Annotated in this window: 19 protein-coding genes; 1 reads left to right on the plus strand and 18 read right to left on the minus strand. The window is 61.6% G+C overall.

The genetic code is table 11. The features are described from left to right. Positions 1 to 60 precede the first annotated feature (60 nt). The 15 genes from metK to HFC70_RS01800 form a co-directional block, all read right to left on the minus strand. The gene (metK, locus tag HFC70_RS01730; RefSeq protein ID WP_168471470.1) at positions 61 to 1,299 is read right to left on the minus strand and encodes a methionine adenosyltransferase; all 1,239 of its coding nucleotides are present in this window, start codon (positions 1,297 to 1,299) and stop codon (positions 61 to 63) included. 180 nt (positions 1,300 to 1,479) lie between these two features. Further along, a complete protein-coding gene (locus HFC70_RS01735) occupies positions 1,480 to 1,899 on the minus strand; it encodes a helix-turn-helix domain-containing protein (RefSeq protein WP_168471471.1) in 420 nt (139 codons plus the stop codon). Between the two features lie 153 nt (positions 1,900 to 2,052). Next, a complete protein-coding gene (gene lnt / locus HFC70_RS01740; protein ID WP_168471472.1) occupies positions 2,053 to 3,648 on the minus strand; it encodes an apolipoprotein N-acyltransferase in 1,596 nt (531 codons plus the stop codon). A 115-nt stretch (positions 3,649 to 3,763) separates the two neighbouring features. Then, positions 3,764 to 4,957, minus strand: a complete 1,194-nt coding sequence (locus HFC70_RS01745; protein WP_168471473.1) for a hemolysin family protein — start codon at positions 4,955 to 4,957, stop codon at positions 3,764 to 3,766. 12 nt (positions 4,958 to 4,969) lie between these two features. Further along, complete coding sequence (gene ybeY, locus HFC70_RS01750) at positions 4,970 to 5,473, minus strand: rRNA maturation RNase YbeY (protein ID WP_168471746.1); 504 nt, start codon at positions 5,471 to 5,473, stop codon at positions 4,970 to 4,972. A 19-nt stretch (positions 5,474 to 5,492) separates the two neighbouring features. Then, positions 5,493 to 6,548 carry a PhoH family protein gene (locus tag HFC70_RS01755; protein WP_168471474.1) on the minus strand — a complete coding sequence of 352 codons (1,056 nt, stop codon included), beginning with the start codon at positions 6,546 to 6,548 and terminating at the stop codon, positions 5,493 to 5,495. Positions 6,549 to 6,590: 42 nt separating this feature from the next. After that, a complete protein-coding gene (gene miaB, locus HFC70_RS01760; RefSeq protein ID WP_168471475.1) occupies positions 6,591 to 7,991 on the minus strand; it encodes a tRNA (N6-isopentenyl adenosine(37)-C2)-methylthiotransferase MiaB in 1,401 nt (466 codons plus the stop codon). A 59-nt stretch (positions 7,992 to 8,050) separates the two neighbouring features. Further along, positions 8,051 to 8,848, minus strand: coding sequence for a 1-acyl-sn-glycerol-3-phosphate acyltransferase (locus HFC70_RS01765; protein WP_168471476.1), 798 nt, complete (start codon positions 8,846 to 8,848; stop codon positions 8,051 to 8,053). 30 nt (positions 8,849 to 8,878) lie between these two features. After that, positions 8,879 to 9,307, minus strand: a complete 429-nt coding sequence (locus HFC70_RS01770; RefSeq protein WP_168471477.1) for a Fur family transcriptional regulator — start codon at positions 9,305 to 9,307, stop codon at positions 8,879 to 8,881. A gap of 40 nt (positions 9,308 to 9,347) precedes the next feature. Further along, on the minus strand, positions 9,348 to 9,845 hold the full coding sequence (locus HFC70_RS01775) for a GNAT family N-acetyltransferase (protein WP_168471478.1): 498 nt from the start codon (positions 9,843 to 9,845) through the stop codon (positions 9,348 to 9,350). A 7-nt stretch (positions 9,846 to 9,852) separates the two neighbouring features. Continuing rightward, complete coding sequence (gene tsaB, locus HFC70_RS01780) at positions 9,853 to 10,509, minus strand: tRNA (adenosine(37)-N6)-threonylcarbamoyltransferase complex dimerization subunit type 1 TsaB (protein WP_168471479.1); 657 nt, start codon at positions 10,507 to 10,509, stop codon at positions 9,853 to 9,855. A 19-nt stretch (positions 10,510 to 10,528) separates the two neighbouring features. After that, a complete protein-coding gene (locus HFC70_RS01785; protein WP_168471480.1) occupies positions 10,529 to 11,089 on the minus strand; it encodes a NifU family protein in 561 nt (186 codons plus the stop codon). 115 nt (positions 11,090 to 11,204) lie between these two features. After that, entirely contained in the window at positions 11,205 to 11,696 is a 492-nt protein-coding gene (locus HFC70_RS01790) for a universal stress protein (RefSeq protein ID WP_168471481.1), read from the minus strand. 92 nt (positions 11,697 to 11,788) lie between these two features. Continuing rightward, positions 11,789 to 12,853 carry a tryptophan--tRNA ligase gene (gene trpS, locus HFC70_RS01795; RefSeq protein ID WP_168471482.1) on the minus strand — a complete coding sequence of 355 codons (1,065 nt, stop codon included), beginning with the start codon at positions 12,851 to 12,853 and terminating at the stop codon, positions 11,789 to 11,791. A gap of 88 nt (positions 12,854 to 12,941) precedes the next feature. Beyond that, entirely contained in the window at positions 12,942 to 13,349 is a 408-nt protein-coding gene (locus HFC70_RS01800; protein ID WP_168471747.1) for a VOC family protein, read from the minus strand. Between the two features lie 368 nt (positions 13,350 to 13,717). Here HFC70_RS01800 and HFC70_RS01805 point away from each other — a divergent pair, with 368 nt between their 5' ends. Beyond that, positions 13,718 to 14,143, plus strand: a complete 426-nt coding sequence (locus HFC70_RS01805; RefSeq protein ID WP_168471483.1) for a DUF882 domain-containing protein — start codon at positions 13,718 to 13,720, stop codon at positions 14,141 to 14,143. A 15-nt stretch (positions 14,144 to 14,158) separates the two neighbouring features. Here HFC70_RS01805 and murJ read toward each other — a convergent pair whose 3' ends face one another. From murJ to mutS, 3 genes are all read right to left on the minus strand, one after another. Further along, positions 14,159 to 15,727 carry a murein biosynthesis integral membrane protein MurJ gene (gene murJ, locus HFC70_RS01810; protein WP_168471484.1) on the minus strand — a complete coding sequence of 523 codons (1,569 nt, stop codon included), beginning with the start codon at positions 15,725 to 15,727 and terminating at the stop codon, positions 14,159 to 14,161. A gap of 3 nt (positions 15,728 to 15,730) precedes the next feature. Beyond that, the gene (locus tag HFC70_RS01815) at positions 15,731 to 18,559 is read right to left on the minus strand and encodes a [protein-PII] uridylyltransferase (protein WP_168471485.1); all 2,829 of its coding nucleotides are present in this window, start codon (positions 18,557 to 18,559) and stop codon (positions 15,731 to 15,733) included. Between the two features lie 99 nt (positions 18,560 to 18,658). After that, positions 18,659 to 21,310, minus strand: coding sequence for a DNA mismatch repair protein MutS (mutS, locus tag HFC70_RS01820; RefSeq protein ID WP_246735635.1), 2,652 nt, complete (start codon positions 21,308 to 21,310; stop codon positions 18,659 to 18,661). Positions 21,311 to 21,368: the final 58 nt, after the last annotated feature.

The raw sequence follows: 21,368 nt of genomic DNA on the forward strand, positions 1-21,368 counted from the left end.
GGGAACATCCGCTTTAAAAGCTTCAAACAGACAGTTCTCTGACCGTCCTTGGCCGCGCCGTCAAGCCTTGACCGCGTCCTTCAGGGCCTTGGCGAGATCGAGGCGTTCCCAGGAGAACGAACCATCCCGGCCGGCCTTGCGGCCAAAATGGCCATAGGCCGAGGTCTTCGCATAGATCGGCTTGTTCAGATCCAGGTGACGGCGGATGCCCGAAGGCGACAGGTCCATGACCTTGCGGACGGCCTCCTCGACCTTGTCCTCATCAACCTTTCCAGTGCCGTGCAGATCGACATAGACCGACAGCGGCTGCGCCACGCCAATGGCGTAGGACAGCTGAATGGTGCAGCGATCTGCAAAGCCGGCGGCCACGACATTCTTGGCGAGGTAACGCGCCGCGTAGGCGGCCGAGCGGTCGACCTTGGTCGTGTCCTTGCCCGAGAAGGCGCCGCCGCCGTGGGGTGCGGCACCACCATAGGTGTCGACGATGATCTTGCGGCCGGTCAGGCCGGCGTCGCCATCAGGGCCGCCAATGACGAACTTGCCGGTCGGGTTGATGTACCAGTTGCAGTCGTCGGCGATCGGAAGACCGTCAAGTGCCTCGCGGATATAAGGCTCGACGACCGAGCGGACCTTGGCCGAATCCCAGCTCTCGTCGAGATGCTGGGTCGACAGAACGATCGACGCCACTTCGAAAGGCTTGCCATCGACGTAACGAACAGTGACCTGGCTCTTGGCGTCCGGACCAAGCTTGCCGACATCTCCCTCGCCCTTCTTGCGGGCAGCCGCCAGAATATGCAGGATCTTGTGGGAATAATAGATCGGTGCCGGCATCAGATCCGGGGTTTCGCGGCAGGCATAACCGAACATGATGCCCTGGTCGCCTGCACCCTCGTCGCCCTGCTTGTCTGCGGCGTTGTCGACGCCCTGGGCAATGTCGGCGGACTGGGAATGCAGCAGCACATCAATCTTAACTGTCTTCCAGTGGAATCCGGCCTGCGCGTAGCCGATGTCGCGGATCGCCTTGCGGGCGGCGGCCTTGAACTTCGCAGGATTGATGACGTCCTTGCCATCCTTGTCCTTCTTCATCAGGCTTGGCGGCAGGCGGACCTCACCGGCAATGACCACCCTGTTGGTGGTCGCCAGGGTCTCGCAGGCAATGCGCACGGTCCAAGGATCGACATTGGTCTTGGACGCTTCGCGATACACCAAATCGACGATTTCATCGGAAATGCGGTCGCAGACCTTATCCGGGTGACCTTCTGCAACGGATTCGCTGGTAAACAGATAGTTGGCACGCATGCGGGATTCCCCTCGAAGAACCAGTTTCGAAATGTGTTAGTCAGTTCGCGCCGGAAAAACAAGCGCACAACGACATAAATATATCTTTATGTCAGCATTCCTTGCGTTTTTGACAACAAGCCACAAAAAAAGCGGCCCTGCGGCCGCTCTCTTTTCAGGCTGTCGCCTGCCGGTCCGGAATTACTCCGTATCGGCCTCTGCGGCCAGAGCCTTCACCAGGTCAACGAGTTTGCGACGGACCTTCGGGTCGGCAATCTTCACAAAAGCCCGATTGAGCTGCAGACCTTCCGACGAGGACAGGAAGTCGACGACATAGTTGGAGCTGTTAGCCTCCGCCATGCCGCTCGCGCCCGTTGCGTGATCGCCAGGTGCGTCTTCGAAAAAGAACGAGACCGGCACGTTGAGAATGCTGGAGATGTTCTGCAGGCGGCTGGCGCCAACACGATTGGTGCCCTTTTCATACTTCTGGATCTGCTGGAACGTAATGCCCAGGCTCTCTCCGAGCTTTTCCTGGCTCATTCCAAGCATTGTCCGGCGAAGACGAATCCGACTTCCGACATGGATATCAATCGGGTTCGGCTTCTTTTTATTCTCGATCATGATGCGGTCCTGACACATGGTTAGCAAATCAATTCCACAGTCCTTGCTGGATGCAAGTCGTCAATAACGTGACGTTGTGTAGACCTCCGTCCAACCGGAAGCATACTCACAGACATATGGCTCAACCCACTATGCAATTTTAGGGGTTTTTGGTCAATTCTTTGCAATAATAAAACCTAGGCGGGAAATTACAGCCCACGACGCCAGACCCAGGACGATCAACCAGAAGTTTAATATCAGCGCATAGTTGTATCGTTCCGGCACAGATTCTAGCGCCAGGGTTGAATCCGCAATTCCTTCAACGTTAAAATCCAGCCCGGAAATAATTCGGCCCTGGGCATCGATTACGGCCGAAATACCGCTATTGGCGTTGCGGATCACCGGCAGGGCATTCTCCACGGCACGAACGCGGGCCTGCAGCAGATGCTGATAGGGACCTGGCGAATAGCCGAACCAGGCATCATTGGTCACATTGAGAATGGCGCCGGCCTGGCTCAGAGCCGGCGTCATTTCGTCCGGAAAGATGATCTCGTAGCAGATCAGCGGATAGAGCTTGATGCCGCCTGGCAAGGGCAGCAACGATCGGTCGGCCGCCGCCGAGAAGCCACCCGGCAGGTTCACCAGATTCTCGACGCCGAACCGCCGCAAGACATCCTCAAACGGCACGTATTCACCAAAGGGCGTCAGATGGACCTTGTCGGACGCCGCGACGATCTGCCCCTTGTCGTCGATGACATAGACGGAATTGTAGAAGCGCGGCGCGGCGCCGGCGCCCTGCTCCTCGGAGCGGACGGCGCCGGCGACCAGCACCTGTCCCTCTTCCAGAACATCGGCAATGCGCAGCAGCGCATCCGGATTTTCGGTCAGAATGAAAGGAACCGACGTCTCCGGCCAGACGATGACATCCGGCCGCTTTCCGTCAGGTGCCGGCGGCAGGGCCGAGAGGGACAGGTGCTTTTCGAAGATCGCCGCGCGATCAGAATTCTCAAGTTTGGCCGCTTGGTCGATGACCGGCTGCACAAGCCGGACCGACACCGACTTGGCATCCTCTTGCGCTATCTGCGGCATCAGCAACACATAGGCACCGTAGGCGATATGGGCGACGAAAAGCAGTGCCGCCACGGTGAGGCCCGGCAAGATACCTCGGCGTGTGCCAATCAAGGCTGGCGCTGCGAAGACGAAGACCGCCAGCGTGGTCACGCCAAAAAGCCCGATCACATGCGCAGACTGCATCATCAGCGGGATCGGCATGGCTCCGTAGCCGATCGCATTCCAGGGAAAGCCGGTCGCCACGACGCTGCGCAGCCATTCGACCAGACCGAAGGCGGCACTAAGAGCTGCAATTCGGCCGACGCCGTCCGACCACAGAAGCTTGGCCAGCATCGCCGCCAGACCATAGAAGAGCGCCAGAACGGCCGGAAGTCCAAGAATGGCCAGAGGCAGCGCCCAGGCAAACTCGTCGCTCTCGACCAGCAGTGCATTGCCGAGCCACCAGAGGCCTGCAACGAAATAGCCGAAACCAAAAAGCCAGCCCGTCACAAAGGCGGAGCGCAAGCCGCGCGAATAGCTGTTGTCCGGATTGCCGCTGACCCCGTCCAGCAGCCATACCAGCACGGTAAAGGAGACGAAAAGTGCCGCGAAAAAGCCGACCGGGGGAAGAGCCAACGCCCCAACGGCACCAGCAAGAACGGCCAATGCGGCGCGGCGCACGCCCCAGACCAGAATTATCCTGCCCGCAAGGCGCTCCATGCGTCGTCCTTTCCCATGCCGATCGAATCACACGGGGCTAGCTTTTCAAAAAACGCCGGTTTTGTCCCCTGCAGTCGCAAGCCTACGCCCGGCGACGAGATCCAAAGGGATGCGATCAATCGCCAACGGGTTCGGCTGGATCGGCTTCGACGGGATCATGCTTGCCATTGGCGGCCGCGCCGCTGCGTTTGGCAGCAATCGGCGCGCTGTCCACTTCGCCCTTGGCAAGGCGGCGGCGGGCTGGGGGACGCTTTCGAATGATGCGCACGCGCTTGATCCGTCGCGGGTCGGCATCGAGGATATGGAACTCGAACCCGGCAAGGGCCTGCACTACTTCACCCCGCACCGGAATGCGGCCAAGCGCCGAAAAGATCAGGCCACCCAAGGTATCCACATCATCGACCTGGTCGCGGACATCGAAATCCGAACCGATGGCCGCAGCAATTTCCTCAAGCTCGATGCGGGCATCAGCTAGGAAGACGTCGTCAGAAGTGCGGCTGAACATGACTTCCTCGTCGTCGTGCTCGTCCTCGATATTGCCGATGACCATTTCGACGATGTCTTCATGGGACACCAGCCCATCGGTGCCGCCATATTCATCGATGACCAGCGCCATCTGGGTGCGGGCCGCCTGCATTCGGCTCAACAGATCGGAGGCATGCATGGAGGGCGGCACGAAAAGGATCGAGCGAGTGATGCCGGCCTCGGCCACCGTCTTGTCGAGGTCGACACGGCCAAGGTCGAAATTCGCTCTCGCCGTCCGAGTCTGCTTTTCGGGTTTTTCCGTCTTTTCGCTCGTCGCCGATCCGTTCGCTGCGGCCTTCGTACCAACCCGACGCTTGTTTCGCGCCTGTTTTGCCACGTAGGACAGGAGATCGCGAATGTGCACCATGCCACGGGGATCATCGAGTGTTTCGCTATAGACCGGCATGCGCGACCGGCCCGATTCCTCGAACACGGTCATCAATTCGCCGATGCTGATGGTCTGGTCGACGGCCTCGATATCGGCGCGCGGCACCATGATGTCTTCGACGCGAACCTCGCGAAAGCGCAGGATGTTGTGCAGCATGGCCCGCTCTTCGGGCGAAAAGGCTTCGCTGCCGCCGGCATCGGCCATCAGGGCGTCGGTCAGATTTTCACGGAGACTCGATCCGTTTCCGGGTCGCAGGATGCGCGCGGCGCGCGACCAGAGAGAAAAGTGCGGCCTGGCGGACACCGCCTGCCGCAAGGGACTAGAGCCCTCCTCCGATGAGGAGCTCTCCGAGCCCTCCTTGGCCTCTGCGGCCGTATGTGTCGTAAAGTCGCTCATTCTACCAAACTGTTAAACCGGGTCGTGGCCCGCATAGGGATCAGATAAGCCAAGTGAAGCCAAAATGCCAGTCTCCAGGCCTTCCATAATTTCAGCTTCGTCCGTCTGCTGGTGATCGTAGCCGAAAAGATGCAGGAAACCATGGACCATCAGATGGGTCAGGTGATCGTCAAAGCTCTTGCCGAGATCGATCGCTTCGCGCTCGACGGTCTGCCTGGCAATGATGATGTCGCCCAGCATTGGTCCCGGCGGATCGCCCGGAGCCAAGGGATAGGCCGGAAAGGACAGCACATTGGTCGGCTTGTCCTGATCGCGCCATTGCGCATTGATGGTGCGGATCTCATCATCGCCAGTGAAGACCATGGAAAGCTCAGGCGCCTGGTCCGGAAAGGGTTGGCCGAGCGTGGCCAGATGACGAACAGCCTCGCTCAAAACCCGCTCCGCCATCGTTTGAAGTTGCCCTTCTTCCGGCCACTCCTCGTCTTCGACCGCGATTTGTATATCCAGTGTCTGCATGGCTTTTATGGGTCCGGTCTTACCGGCCGATATGCTCGCTTTCATCCGGAACGGCGGTCTGCGCTTCATAGGCCCGCACGATGCGCGCCACCATCGGGTGACGCACGACGTCGACATCCTTGAACCGGGTCACCGAAACGCCTTCGATGTCGTGCAGGATCTGCAGCGCCTCGACAAGGCCGGATTTCACGCCGCGCGGCAAGTCGACCTGGCTCGGGTCGCCGGTGACGATCATACGGCCGTTCTCACCAAGGCGGGTCAGGAACATCTTCATCTGCATGGTCGTGGTATTTTGGGCTTCGTCGAGAATGACAACCGCATTGGAGAGGGTACGGCCGCGCATGAAGGCAAGCGGTGCAATCTCGATGACGCCGGCGGTGATGGCGCGCTCGACCTTGTCGCCCGGCATCATGTCATAGAGCGCGTCATAGAGCGGCCTGAGATAGGGATCGACCTTTTCCTTCATGTCGCCGGGCAGGAAGCCGAGACGCTCGCCGGCCTCGACGGCCGGCCGCGACAAGACGATGCGGTCGACAACGCCACGCTCCAGCAATTGCGCGGCATGGGCCACCGCCAGATAGGTCTTGCCGGTGCCGGCCGGGCCAACGCCGAAGACGAGTTCGGAGCGCTCAAGCGCCCGCATATAGGCATCCTGGGTTGGTGTACGGGCGACGATGGTCTTCTTACGGGTGGAGATCTGCGCCATGGTCAGCTTGGCCTTGCGCTCCAGCGTCGGCAGGGTCAACTGGTCATCGGCGGCAACCGCCATGCGGATCGCCCCTTCAACATCCGAGGTCTCGACCGTGCCGCCGCTTTGCAGCCGGGCATAGAGAAAATCGAGAGCGCGGCGCGCCTGGTTGGTCGCCAGCAACTCCCCGGAAATGGAAACCGAATTGCCGCGTGCCCGGGCATGGATCTGAAGGCGCTCTTCGAGAAGCTTCAAATTCTGGTCGAATTGGCCAAAAAGCTCGCTGGCAAACCTGTTGTTCTCGAACGTCAGTATAAAATGATTGGCGTCGGTCGCGGCGGTGCGGGCGGTGCGCGAGGATGAAGAAACCAATTCTTGTGCGTTCAAGCGGGTCAGGCTCCTGTTTCAATCAGTGGTCCGGCCCCTACTCTAGCTCTCTGCCACCTCGGCAAACAAGCTGTTTGGGCCGGCTGCGGTGATTCGTACATTGATAATGTCACCGATTTGCGATGTTTTTGCATCAACATTCACAGACTGCAGCCAAGGAGACCGTCCGATGAGCTGTCCCGGCATGCGTCCCGGCTTTTCCAAGAGCAGATCGATGGTCTTGCCGATGCAGGATTCGGCGAATTCGCGCTGCTGTTTCAGCAACAAATCCTGAAGTCGTGCCAGCCGTTCGGCCTTTACGCCTTCCGGCACCTGATCCTCGAGATCGGCTCCGGGCGTTCCCGGCCGGGTCGAGTATTTGAACGAATAGGCCTGCGCATATCGAACCGTCTCGACCAGCGCCATGGTGGCCTCGAAATCCGCGTCCGTCTCGCCGGGAAAGCCGACGATGAAATCGCCCGACAGGGCGATATCCGGCCGCGCAGTGCGGATGCGCTCGACAAGGGCCACGTATTCGGCCGCCTTGTGGCGGCGATTCATGGCCTTGAGGATGCGGTCGGAGCCTGACTGCACCGGCAGATGCAGGTAGGGCATCAAGGTTCGCAGATCGCGATGGGCGTCGATCAGGCGGTCGTCCATGTCGCGCGGATGGCTGGTCGTGTAGCGCAGCCGGGCCAGTCCCGGAATCTCCGACAGCCGGTAGAGCAGGTCACCGAGGCCAAGATCCTCGCCCGTCTGGCCGGCGCCGTGCCAGGCGTTGACATTCTGCCCGAGCAGGGTGATCTCGCGGGCACCGGCCTGGACCAGCTTTTCGGCCTCCGTGACGATCTGCGCCAGCGGTCGCGACACCTCGGAGCCGCGGGTATAGGGCACCACGCAGAAGGTGCAGAACTTGTCGCAACCTTCCTGAACCGTGAGGAAGGCGGTGACGATGCGCGGTCCGCTGCGCTTGGGGGCATCCGGCAGGTGCTCGAACTTGTCCTCGACCGCATAGTCGGTATCGACGACCCGCTCGCCGCCGCGCGCCTTGCGCAGGGCCTGTGGCAGGCGGTGATAGGTCTGCGGCCCGATGACCACATCGACATCCGGGGCGCGGCGCAGGATTTCCTCGCCTTCGGCCTGGGCCACGCAGCCGGCCACGCCGATCATGAATTCCCGGCCTTCGGCTTCGCGCGCCTTCTTCATGTCACGCAGGCGACCGAGCGCCGAATAGACCTTGTCGGCGGCCTTTTCGCGAATGTGACAGGTATTGAGCAGAACCAGATCGGCCTGCTGCATGTCTTCCGTCGCCTCATAGCCTTCGCCGGCCAGCGCATCGGACATGCGGCCGGAGTCGTAGACGTTCATCTGACAGCCATAGGTCTTGATGAAGACCTTGCGGCTGTTCGACTTGGCGCCAGTGGGCACAACGGCCTCTGGAAGGGTAACGATATCCTGGGTCATGGCGGCTATTTAGTGGGTTTCTGCCGGATATAAAATCAAAAAATGTGCAAGCACCGTCGTTACTGCTTATGCCGACCGCGCAACCGGTCGAGAAGCATGCGACGGATCATCACCTCGATGCGCGAGCTGACCTCCTTGCGCTTGCTGGCCTTGGTATGCTCGATCGAGCGGCCGAAGGTGACATCGACGTCCAGCGCCCCCGCCTTGAGCACGCCGAGCAGATGCGGCAGCAGCGCGACGTCACCCGGCCAGCCGGCGATCGGCCTGTGGTAACGCCCCATCGGCATGCCCTGCACGCGCATATAGGCGATTGCCACCGGCTGGACATAGACGATGCCCGCCGGGGCCAGCGGCAGGGCGGCGGCGGCGGCACCAAACAACGACGACTTGACCTCCAGCATGCGATTGCCATCGGACGTGGTTCCCTCGGGAAACAGCACGACGATCTCGCCATCGGCCATGCGACGGGCGATTTCGCCGACCTGGTCGCCGGTCGTGCGTTTCTGCTCACGCACCACGTAGATCGTCTTCTGGAGCTTGGAGAGCACGCCGAAGACAGGCCATTCGGCTACTTCCGCCTTGGCGATGTAGACCACATCGGCCAGGGAACCGAGCACCAGAATATCCTTCCAGGAGGCGTGATTGGCAGCAATCATCAGTGGACGGCGGCGATCAAGTTCGCCGTGGACATGAATGCGGATCCCCAAGAGCCAGCAGGCCATCCTATGCCAGAGGCGCGGCAGCCGGCGGCGCAGCTTGAGATCGAAGACAAGGCCGACCATCTGCAGCGGCGCCAGAACCACGGTCATCAGGGCGATGGCCGACAGAACCAGAACGATCCTTATCCAGGTGATCAATCGTGTCTTTCCCGGACGCTGCCCATCGTCTCAGCGATCGTCCTTCTTGAGGGGAACGCCATAGAGTTCAAGCCGATGATCCACCAGGCGGAAACCATGCTCGCGGGCGATCCGCTCCTGGAGAGCCTCGATTTCCGGCGAATGGAATTCGATCACCACGCCGGTCTTCAGGTCGATCAGGTGATCGTGGTGTTCTTCGGGCACCGTTTCGTAACGTGACCTGCCATCCCTGAAATCGTGGCGCTCGATGATGCCGGCATCCTCGAACAGTTTTACCGTGCGATAGACGGTCGAGATCGAAATCCGCGCATCGATTTTCACCGAACGGCGATACAATTCCTCGACATCGGGATGATCATCCGATTCTTCCAGAATGCGCGCGATGATACGGCGCTGCTCGGTCATGCGCATGCCGCGCTCGGCGCACAATTCCTCCAGCGATTTGACGATCTCGTTCATGGCAATCCGGGTTCAATGCCGTTCGTTTCACTACAGGCAGTTACCGAAGAACACGCTTCATGACAAGCGCCGCGGATTTGCGGCCCTGGTTGTCCGCATAATAAGCCGGGCGTTCGCCCGCCTTCTCGAATCCGAGCTTCCTGTAGAGGCCGATCGCCGCGGCATTGCCATCGTCGACCTCCAGGAACATCGCCTCGCCGCCGCGCGCATGGGCTTCGCGCATCGCTGCCTGCATCAGGCGCCAGCCGAGCCCGGCCCGGCCGACCTTGTCATGAACGGCGATCGTCAGGATTTCCGCCTCGCCGGCCACTTCGCGCGCCAGCACGAAACCGCTGAGCGGCGGCTTGAAGATCAGGGCATTGGTCTGGCGGGCGACAAAACCGTAGGAATTGGGCTGCAACAGCAGGCTCAGGAACTCGCCGTCGTTCCACGGTCGCGCAAAGCGCTGGCCGTGCAGTTGCGACACCGCGGCGCAGTCGTCGGCGGTCATCGGCAGGATTTCGAATTCGGGCTTGCGGGTAAAGATCGTGTCACGCATCGACAGTTCACATTCTTGCGACGGCAAAGCCGGTTTGCGGCTTGGCATCCGGGCCGCGGAGGTAGAGCGGTTTTGGCTTGTCGCCGACCGGCGCTTCAGCGGCCAGCCTTGCGACGATTTCGATCGGGAAATGATCGGGACGTTCGTCCGGTTCACCGGACAGCAGCAGCGAGGCTGCCGATCCCGTCACGGCGAGTCCCTCCTGTCGCACCAGATCCGCAGCAAAATCGGCCTTCAGAAGCTGTGGCTCGCCGATCGGCACGCCATCGTCATCAAATGCCTGCGCATAGACCTCACCGCGCTTGGCGTCGATTGCCGACAGAACGCTCTTCGCACCTGCCGTCTGGCGATAGGCCGCTGCCATGACCTGCAGCGTCGAGACGCCGACGATTTCGACGTCAAGCCCGAGAGCGAGGCCGCGGGCGGCTGCCAGCCCGACTCGTATGCCGGTGAACGAACCCGGACCGATGGTGACGCCGACCCGCTCCACGGCCTGCATCGGCAGATGGGCAGCATCCAGCACCTGATCGATCATCGCCATCAGCTTTTCCGCATGGCCACGACCGATCGTCTCGCTGACCTCGGCCAGCAGGCAATCCTTGTCGCTATCGTAAAGTGCGGCGGCGCAATCGACGCCGGCCGTATCGATCGCCAGAACGATCATCCCCCCAACCCGCCTTTGCTCAGACTGCTTCGACTTCCTGCACTTCCGGCACGAAATGACGCAGCAGATTCTGCACGCCGTGCTTCAAGGTGGCGGTCGAAGACGGGCAACCGGCGCAGGCGCCCTTCATGTTGAGGAAGACCTTGCCGTTGCGGAAACCACGGAAGGTGATGTCGCCGCCATCCTGGGCGACGGCAGGCCGAACGCGGGTCTCCAGCAGTTCCTTGATGGTCTGGACGATGGTCTCGTCGCCGGCATCGAAGAACTCTTCGTCGGATTCTTCGTCATTGGCGACAGCCGACTGCAGGACCGGCGCGCCGGTCATGAAATGCTCCATGATCGTGCCGAGGATGGCCGGCTTCAGATGCGCCCATTCCGGGCCGTCCTTGGTGACGGTGATGAAGTCGTAGCCGAAGAACACGGCGCTGACGCCGGGAATGGCAAACAGGCGCTGGGCCAGAGGCGAGTCCGCTGCACCGTCGACGCTGCGGAAATCCGCGGTTCCGGTCGCCATGACCACCTTGCCGGGCAGAAACTTCAGCGTTGCCGGGTTCGGCGTGGATTCGGTCTGAATGAACATTGGGTCTCTCCTTGCGGCGTTACGGCGCGCATCGGTTTTTAGAATACTTCCAAAATAGGAGCATTGGCCCCCGCCGACAAGTCACGAAATGATGATTGTCATCCGGCGGCAGCCTTTAGCACAGCGCGTCGATCTCTTCATTGGTCAAGCTGTCGGGTAGAACCGTGACCGGGATGGGAAAAGCCGCCGTGCGTCCGGCGATCATGGAGACCAGCGGACCCGGCCCTTCCTTGGTCGAGCCGGCCGCCAGCACCAGAATGGCGATGTCGCGATCCTCCTCGATCAGTGCATGGATCTGGGTCGCGGCACTTCCCTCGCGGATGACGATTTCCGGCTCCGTGCCGATCGTTTCCCGCACAGTCTGGGCCGCCTTGGCCAAAGCCGCTTCGGCCTCTTCCCGCGCCTCGGCCCGCATGATCTCCTCTACACCCAGCCATTGCTGAAAATCCCCTTCGGGGATGACGTAGAGCAGGACAAGGCCGCCGTTGGAGTTCTTCGCACGCCGTCCGGCATAGTGCACGGCACGATAGCATTCCGGTGTCCCATCGATCACCGCCATGAACTTGCGCCGGTGACCTTCCAGACGCGATAGACGCTTAGAAACCATTCGATAGCCCCGCCGCCAGATTACATTGCCGTCAATGTCAGCCCTCCGCCCGAATCGAGCGGGGGCCGAGTTCCTCCCCAGGCGGGGCAACTTTACTGCACGAAACCGATAATGTCGCGGACTTCCTTCATGGTTTTTTCCGCCCTTTCGCGGGCGCGCTGCCCGCCGTCGCGCAGTACCGCGTCGATATGACCCGGATCAGCCATCAGCTTGCGCATTTCGGCGTTGACCGGTGCCAGGACGTCGACGGCCAGTTCGATCAGCGCCGGCTTGAACACCGAGAACTGCTGGCCGCCGAACTCGCCCAGAACCTCGGCCTTGGTCTTGTCGGCAAGCGCTGCAAAGATCCCGACCAGATTGTCGGCCTCGGGCCGGCCCTTCAGGCCGTCGACTTCGCTTGGCAGCGCGTCGGGATCGGTCTTGGCCTTGCGGATCTTGCGGGCGATCGTCTCGGCATCGTCCATCAGGTTGATGCGCGACAGATCGGAGGGATCCGACTTCGACATCTTCTTGGTGCCGTCCTTGAGACTCATGACGCGCGGCGCCGGGCCGTCGATCAGCGGCTCGACCATCGGGAAATAGGCATGCACCGGCTCTTCGCCGACCGTGATGTCGACGCCGTAGCCCGAGGCGCGGATCTTTTCCATGAAGTCCATGTTGAATTTCATGGCGATGTCGCGCGCCAGTTCCAGATGCTGCTTCTGGTCGTCGCCGACCGGCACATGGGTGGCGCGGTAGACGAGAATGTCGGCGGCCATCAGGCTCGGATAGGCGAACAGACCCAGCGAGGCATTCTCGCGGTCCTTGCCGGCCTTGTCCTTGAACTGCGTCATGCGGTTCATCCAGCCGATGCGCGCCACGCAATTGAAGATCCAGGCGAGTTCCGCATGCTGCGGCACGGCCGACTGGTTGAAGACGATATGGTTCTTGGGATCGATACCGCTGGCGAGAAAGGCCGCGGTGATCGAGCGGATCTGTCCCGGCATGTCGTCATGGACGAGCTGGGCGGTCAGCGCGTGCAGATCGACGACGCAGTAGATGCAGTCATTATTTTCCTGCAGCGCGACGAATTTGCGGATGGCGCCGAGATAGTTGCCGAGATGGAGGTTACCGGTCGGCTGGACGCCGGAAAAGACAAGCGGTTTGAACGTGTTCATATCGTCCTCAATAGGCTGGTGGAGGGCCCCAGGCCCGAACGGGCCATGTAGCTAACGCGGCGGCTTATGCACCGCGAAGCGCGGAGGATCAAGAGGCTGGCGGAACCGCGTGTTCAATGAGATCCCAGGTGTTGCCATAAGGATCGGCAAACACCGCCACAGAGCCATAGACCTCGTGCCGCGGCTCTTCAAGGAATCGGACGCCCTTGGCGGACATAGCGGCGTGGTCGCGAACGAAATCATCCGTCTTCAAAAAAAAGCCCACCCGGCCGCCGGTCTGGTTGCCGATTGCAGCCTTCTGCATGTCGTTGGCGGCCTTAGCCAGCAACAGACCCGCACCATCGCCGCCCTTCGGCTTCACCACGACCCAGCGCTTGCCTTCCGGTTGAATGCTGTCCTCAAGGCAATCGAAGCCGAGCATATCGCAATAAAAGGCCTTGGCTCGTTCATAGTCGTCGACGATTAGGGCCGTGAGAAACAGCGATTGGACGGGCATGCGGAAACTCCGAATTCTAGCGATTTTGCGCCTGCGGATTGCCAGCGTGAGTGACTTTGGCGAAGCAATGCGCTCCATTCAAGAGGTCTCGCAAAACATTCAAGTAACGTGAGTGCAGCCGCCATAACCATGAGAGGGATGGCCCCAAAAGGCCGCCGTCATGAGCGGGACAACCTCCTGAATCGAGACACCAAAAGGCATGTTATTCCCAGGCGCTCTCGGAATAGATTAACGGTTGTTAGCCTTTAGGGCAGAAATCACCCTATTTCTGAGCAAATATCTCCTTATTTGCGCCTATTTTTGGAAGGAAATACCCCATCGAAACGACGAAGGCCTTTCATGATGAATGGCCCTGCTCGGGGGATACCATGCGCCATACCTTTCGCGTCGCGCTCGCCTGCCTTTTGACGCTCAGCCTTCACGCCACCGTCCATGCCGGCGACAGCGAGAAACGCCGAACCACCAGCTTCAAGCATGACTATACCGCGGCCTATACGCTGCAGCGTGTCAGCGTGCGGGCCAGCTGCTTTCCCACCAAGCTGAAGGCCATCCTGGCCCATATCGCCACCGAGACTGGGCGAAAGCCCATGGTGACCTCAGGACACCGGCCGCGGTCCGGCACATCCCAGCACAGCCATTGTTACGCGGCCGATATCCGTGTTCCGGGTGTGTCGGAAAGGAAAATTCTGGCGGCGGCGGCCACGGCGCCCGGGATCGGCGGCATCGGTCGCTACTGCAACGGCATCGTGCATGTCGATATCGGCCCGAAGCGCAAATGGTCCCATTGCCACTAGAGGGCTTTTACTGGATCAGGCTTTGGGCTTGCGCTTCAAATTGCGCCGCAGCATGCCGAGATCGGCGCCGCCGATGGCAAAGGCGATGCCGAAATAGACGATCATGGCGACGCCCACCAGCGCACTAAGCGCACCAATCTGCTGCAAGAGCGGCGTTGCCGGCGACAGCCAGGCGCTCCACAGGTCTGAGAGATAGACCAGCACGCCGGCCATGGCGGCCGACGCGATCAACAGCCGAGCCGTGCGACCGGCCAGGGCCCATTCCCATTTCAGATCACCGCGCCACAGCAAGGTGGAAAACAGCAGGACAGTGTTGATCCATCCGGCCGTCGCCTCGGCGATCGCGATGCCGCGCTCGGCCAGCAGCGGAAAGAGCGAGATTGCCAGCGCCGAGTTGACTACCACCGACACGCCCGTAAAGCGCATCGGCGTCTTGGTATCTTCCCGCGCATAAAAAGCCGGCTGCAGCGCCTTGATCAGCACGAAGCCCGGCAGGCCGATGCCGTAAAGCGCGAGAATCGAGGCGACAACTTCGGTATTCTCTGCGGAGAAGGCGCCGCGCTCGTAAAGGACGCGGATGATTTCGTCCGACAGCACCCAGAGGGCGGCGGCGGCCGGCAGCGTCAGGAACAGCACGAATTCGATGGAGCGATTCTGGATCGTGGCCGCCTCCTTCATCTGCCCGCCTTTAAGCGCCCGAGACAGTTCCGGCAGCAGCACGACGCCGACGGCCACGCCGACGACACCCAGCGGCAGCTGGTAGATCCGGTCGGCATATTGCAAGGCGGCAATCGCGCCCTCCTTGCTGGAAGCGATCGCCTGGCCGATGATCTGGTTGATCTGGGTGATGCCGCCGGTGACGGCAGCCGGTACGGCCAGAATCAGCAGGCGCTTCACGTTCGGCGTGATACGCGGAAATTTGAGACCGATGCTCATGCCGGCATGGCGCACGCCGGCATAGACGACCGCCAATTGCAGGACGCCTGCCACCAACACGGACCAGGACAGATACCACGCCGTCAATGCCGGATCGGCACCGATATAGAGCGCGTAGAACAGGGCGCCGATCATCACGACATTGAGGAAGACAGGCGCAATGGCTGCCGCGAAGAAATGGTGCAACGAATTGAGCATGCCGCTCATCATCGCCGTCAGCGACATGCACATCAGATAGGGGAACATGACCACGGCGAGCTTGACCGTCATCGACAGCTTTTCCGGATCGTCGGCAAAACCCGGCGCGATGACCCAGGCGACCAGCCAGGGCATGCAGAGTTCCATGGCAATGGTGATCAGCAGCAGCACCGAGAACAGGACGCCGAACACTTCCTCGGAGAAGCGCTTGGCACCGTCGATGCCGTTCGCCTCGATCTCCTTGGAAAACAGCGGGACGAAGGCGGCGTTGAAGGCCCCTTCGGCAAACAGCCGGCGGAAGAGGTTCGGAAAACGGAAGGCGGCATAAAAGACGTCGGCCATCGGCCCCGTGCCAAGGGCCGCCGCCATCAGCGTTTCGCGGGCGAAGCCGAAGATGCGGCTGCCGAGCGTCGCGCCGCCGACCGTCATGAACTTCTTCATCAGGCTCATGGTTCAGGCCCTGGCTTTTTTCGGCGGCGAGACCGTTCGTTGCGGCGATGGCGCGATCATGCCGGACGGCATCCGGTCGCGCAATTCGTCGCTCTGTTCGCTCATCACAGCCTTCAGCCGTGCCATGACGCTGCCCTGGCGGTTCTCGTTGATGACCTTCTGGCCCACCAGATCGGTGACGTAGAAGGTATCGATGACCTTTTCGCCAAACGTGGTGATACGGGCCGAGTGAATGTCCAGCGACAGATCCGACAATACGGCGGTCACCTCGGCCAGCAGGCCGATGCGGTCGAGGCATTCGACTTCGACGACCGAGAACTTGTTGGACAGGCTGTTCGAGAAAGTGACATGCGGCGTCACGGGGAAATTCTTGTTCTTGCGGCGCCCCTTGCTGCGGGTGGCGATGACTTCGGGCAGGCGTTTCTTCCCCGACAGCACGTCCTCGATCATCTTGCCGATGGTCGCGGCGCGGCGCATCTCGTCCTCGTCGATCGGGAATTCGCGGTTGATCAAAATGGTATCAAGCGCCCGCCCGTCCGAGGTGGTGAAGATCTGCGCGTCTGCAATGTTGGCGCCGGCCGCGGCACAGGCCCCGGCGATGATCGACAGCAGGCGCGGATGGTCGGGCGACAGGACCGTGATCTCGGTAATGGCATGGAAGGAATGGGTCCTGACCATGGTCGCAAGCGCCTGGCCAGCCTTGTCGGCCTGGCGAATGAAATGGGCGTGGCGAACCTGGTCCTCGAGGGCTACCGACAGAAGATAGGGCTCGTAGTGCAATTTGGTGTAGGTCTTCTGGTCCTTCTGGCTCCAGTCGGCCAGGGCCTTGCCGAGCTGCTCGGCGGCATGCTTGGCGCGCTCCTTGCGCGACACTTCCGAGAAGCCGCCGGACAGAAGCAGTTCCGTCTCATAGTAGAGCGTGCGCAGCAATTGGCCTTTCCAGCCATTCCACACGCCTGGGCCGACGGCGCGGATATCGCAGACGGTGAGCACCAGCAGCATTTTCAGCCGCTCAAGCGACTGCACCTTTTCAGCAAAGTCGGTGATCGTCTTGCGGTCATGCAGGTCGCGGGTCTGGGCGACCATCGACATCAAAAGATGCTGCTCGATCAGCCAGGCGACCAGCTCCGTCTGTTTCGGCGAGAGGCCGAGCCGCGGGCAAAGCTTGCGTGCCACCTTGGCGCCGGCGATCGAATGGTCTTCCTGCCGGCCCTTGGCGATATCGTGCAGCAGCACGGCGACATAAAGCGCCTGCCGGTCCTCGATGCCGGGCATCAGCTTGGCGGCCAGCGGATGGATCTCCTCCGTCTTGCCCTTGTCGATATCCGAGAGCACTTCCAGCGTACGGATCAGGTGCTCGTCGACCGTATAATGATGGTACATGTTGAACTGCATCATCGAGACGATGCGCCCGAAATCGGGGATGAACTTGCCGAGAACGCCGGCCTCGTTCATGCGACGCAGGATCTGCGCCGGATCGCGCCTTGAGGTCAGCATCGACAAGAACAGCCGGTTGGCTTCCTCGCTGTCGCGGAAATCGTCATTGATCAACGAGAGCGATCGGGTGATGCCCTTCAGCGCGTCTGGATGAAACTCGAGGCCATGGATGTCGGCGACATGAAAGAGCCGCATGATGCTCATCGGGTCGTTCTTGAAAACGTCCGGATTGGCGAGCGCGATGCGACCGCGGTCCTCGATGAACTCGATGGTGCCGGGGATCTTGCGCGGACGGTTGGTGAAGCGGCCCAACACGCCGGACAGGCCCGGCGCGGCCTTCGCCTGCTGCTCCTCCAGTGTGGCGCAGATGATCCGCGTCAGGTCGCCGACATCCTTGGCAACAAGGAAATAGTGCTTCATGAAGCGCTCGACAGCCGAGAGACCCGGACGCGGCTGGTAACCAAGGCTCTGGGCGATCTCCGGCTGGATATCGAAGGACAGTCGCTCCTCCGGCTTGCCGGTCAGAAAATGCATGTGGCAGCGCACGGCCCAGAGGAAATCGTCGGACTTTTCGAACAGGCGCCATTCCTGGCGTGACAGGACGCCGAGTTTCACCAGTTCGGCGGAATCGCGAATGTGGTAGTTGTATTTGGCAATCCAGAACAGCGTGTGCAGGTCGCGTAGACCGCCTTTGCCTTCCTTGACATTCGGTTCGACCAGATAGCGCGTGTCGCCAGCCTTGCGGTGGCGCTCGTCGCGCTCGGCAAGCTTGGCGGCAATGAATTCCGGCGCCGTCTTCTCGGCCACTTCCGTATCGAAGCGCTTCTCCAGTTCGTTGACCAATACGCCGTTGCCGCAAATATAGCGCATCTCGAGAATGGACGTGCGGATGGTCATGTCGGTCTTCGACAGGCGGAGACATTCTTCCACCGTGCGGGTGGCGTGGCCGACCTTGAAGCCGAGATCCCACAGCACATAGAGCATGGCCTCGACGGCCTTGCGTCCATCGCCTTCGGATTTCGGCGGCAGCAAGAACAAAAGGTCGATGTCGGAGCCCGGCGCCAGCGTGCCGCGGCCGTAGCCGCCGACGGCCGCCACAGCCATTTCATTGCTTCGGTCGCGATAGACCTGATGGACAATTACCCCGTGAAGAATGCTGATCAACTGATCCTGAAGCCAGGAAATCATCCGGGCGCAGTTCAGCCCGCTGCCGTCCTGGAACAGGCGGCGATGCGCCACTTCCCGGCCCTCTGCGCTGGCCTTCTTGAGAATCGGCAGCAGGGCGGCGCGCGTCTCCAGCAAGTTGCCGTTATTGCTTCTGGCCGCGGCTTCGCATTGCGCCTTCAGGCCCGCGACATCCAGAACGTCGCGATATTCGTCATCGAGCTTGGCCATGGTGTTTACGGATATTCCCTTGTCTGGCCTGCTGTCGAAGGCGTTGACGATTGGCGCGCTATAACGCGTTTCGAGCGCGCTGGACAACCATCTTAACCGTCAAGACTTGCCAAGTTGTTTCTTCAGCTCATAGAGCGCGTCGAGCGCCTGGCGCGGCGTCAGGTCATCAAGGTCCAGCGCCCGAACCGCCTCCTCGACCTTCGACGGGCCGGCCTTGCGGGCCTCCTCGCGACGCACCGCGATCTGGAACAGCGGCAAGTCGTCGATCAGCTGGCTTGCCGGGTTCTTCCGATCGGCATCTTCCAGCCGCGACAGTACATCCTTGGCACGCATGACGACCGAAGACGGCAGCCCGGCGAGCCGCGCCACCTGAATGCCGTAGGACCGGTCGGCAGCGCCAGGACCGACCTCGTGCAGGAAGATCACGTCGTTGTCCCATTCCTTGACCCGCATTGTGACATTGGAAAGGCGGTCGAGCTTTTCCGACAGCACGGTCAGCTCGTGGAAATGGGTGGCAAACAGCGAACGGCAGCGATTGACCTGGTGCAGATGCTCGACAGTCGCCCAGGCGATCGACAGGCCGTCGAAGGTTGCCGTGCCTCGGCCGATTTCGTCGAGGATGACCAGCGAACGGTCGCCGGCCTGGTTGAGGATGGCCGCCGTTTCGACCATCTCGACCATGAAGGTGGAGCGGCCGCGCGCCAGATCGTCCGACGCGCCGACACGCGAGAACAGCCGGTCGACAATGCCGATATGGGCCGATCCCGCCGGCACGAAGGAGCCCATCTGGGCCAGAATGGCGATCAGCGCGTTCTGGCGCAGAAAGGTCGATTTACCGCCCATGTTGGGGCCGGTCAGCAGCCAGATCGCCCCGTCTGCCGCCCCGTCGGTCGGCGACAGATCGCAATTGTTGGCGATGAAGGGACCGGAGGACTGGCGGCGCAGCGCCTGCTCGACGACCGGATGACGACCGGCGACGATGGCAAACATGCGGCTGTCGTCGACGACCGGCCGGCAATAGCCTTGCTCTTCGGCAAGCGTTGCCAGGCCAACGGCGACATCGATGGCGGCCAGCGCCCGCGCGGCGGCCTTGATCGCCTCGGCCTCCATCACGACAGCGGCCACCATGCGCTCGAAGGCCTTCAGCTCGATTTCGAGCGCGCGGGCCGCCGCATTGGCGATGCGGCTTTCCAGATCGGCCAGTTCGGTGGTGGTAAAGCGCATGGCATTGGCCATGGACTGGCGATGGATGTAGCGTGCCTTGGCGGCGTCGGTGTCGATCATCGGCCCGGCATTGCCGGCCGTCACCTCGATGAAATAGCCCAGCACATTGTTGTGCTTGATCTTCAGCGACTTGATGCCGGTCTCTTCGGAATATTGCAGCTGCAGGCCGGCAATGACGCGTCGCGACTGATCGCGCAGCGCCCTTACTTCGTCCAGATCCGCATCCGCGCCATCGCGCAGAAAACCGCCGTCGCGCTTCAGCAAGGGCAATTCGTCAGCCAGCAGGTTTGTCAGCATGGCCTCCAGGGAATCCGGCAAGGCCTGCAGCTGCGAGGCGGCGGCGCGCAGTTCGGCCGGCAGATCGACGTTCCGGAACAGCATGCCGATGTCCCTGGCGGTGGCCAGTCCCTGGCGGATGGCCAAAAGGTCGCGCGGACCGCCACGGTCCAGCGCCAGCCGGGACAGGGCCCGCGGCATGTCGGGTGCGCGCTTCAACACGGCACGCAGTCGATCAGCCAGCGACGGTTCCGACAGCAGAAAGGCGATGGCATCCTGCCGGTCGGCGATCTGCACCGGGTCGGTCAGCGGCGACATCAGCCGCTCGGCCAGGAGCCGCGCCCCGCCACCGGTCACCGTGCGGTCGATGACTTTTAGCAGCGCGCCGTCGCGGCTGCCGGACAGCGTCTTGACCAGTTCCAGATTGGCCCGGGTCGCTGCGTCGATGAACAAGGTCGAGGATGCCGACTGGCGCTCGGGAAGGCCGAGCGGCGGGCGCTCGGCGAACTGGGTCTTTTCGACATAGGCGACGGCGGCGGCGGCGGCGGCCATTTCGGCGCGGGAAAAGCTGCCGAAACCATCGAGGGTCTTCACGCCGAAATAGCGGGTGATCCGGCCTTCCGCCGCGGCGCTGTCGAACAGAACCGCCGGCTGCGGCACGACCACGCGGCCCAACACGTCGAAGACCGGGCGGATCTCGGGATCCTGGAACAGCGCGTCGGCGACGATCAGCTCGCTCGGATCGATGCGGGAAATATCGGCGAGCAGCCGTGCGGCGTCCGTCTCGGCCAGTCGGAAAACGCCGGTGGAAATATCGATCCAGGCGAGCGCCAGCTGCGGCTCTGAACCGCCGCGCACGCGGGCCAGCGCCATCAGATAGTTGGATTCGGACGGCGAGAGCAGCTTTTCCTCGGTGATCGTGCCGGGTGTCACCAGCCGCACGACATCGCGCTTGACCACCGATTTGGAGCCGCGCCGCTTGGCCTCCGCCGGGTCCTCGATCTGCTCGCAAACGGCGACACGGAAACCAAGCCCGATCAGCCGCTGCAGATAATCGTCGGAGGCATGCACCGGCACGCCGCACATGGGGATTTCCTGACCCATGTGCTGGCCGCGCTTGGTCAGCGTAATGCCGAGCGCGCGCGACGCCTCCACGGCATCCTCGAAGAACAGCTCGTAGAAATCGCCCATGCGATAGAACAGCAGCGAACCGGGATTGTTCGCCTTGATCTCGATATACTGCTCCATCATCGGCGTGGCGGAGGCACGGCTCTCCTCCGACGCGAGTTCGGCGACGTTCAAAACCTCG

The sequence above is a fragment of the Agrobacterium sp. a22-2 genome (genome assembly GCF_012276985.1).
GTDB lineage: Bacteria > Pseudomonadota > Alphaproteobacteria > Rhizobiales > Rhizobiaceae > Allorhizobium.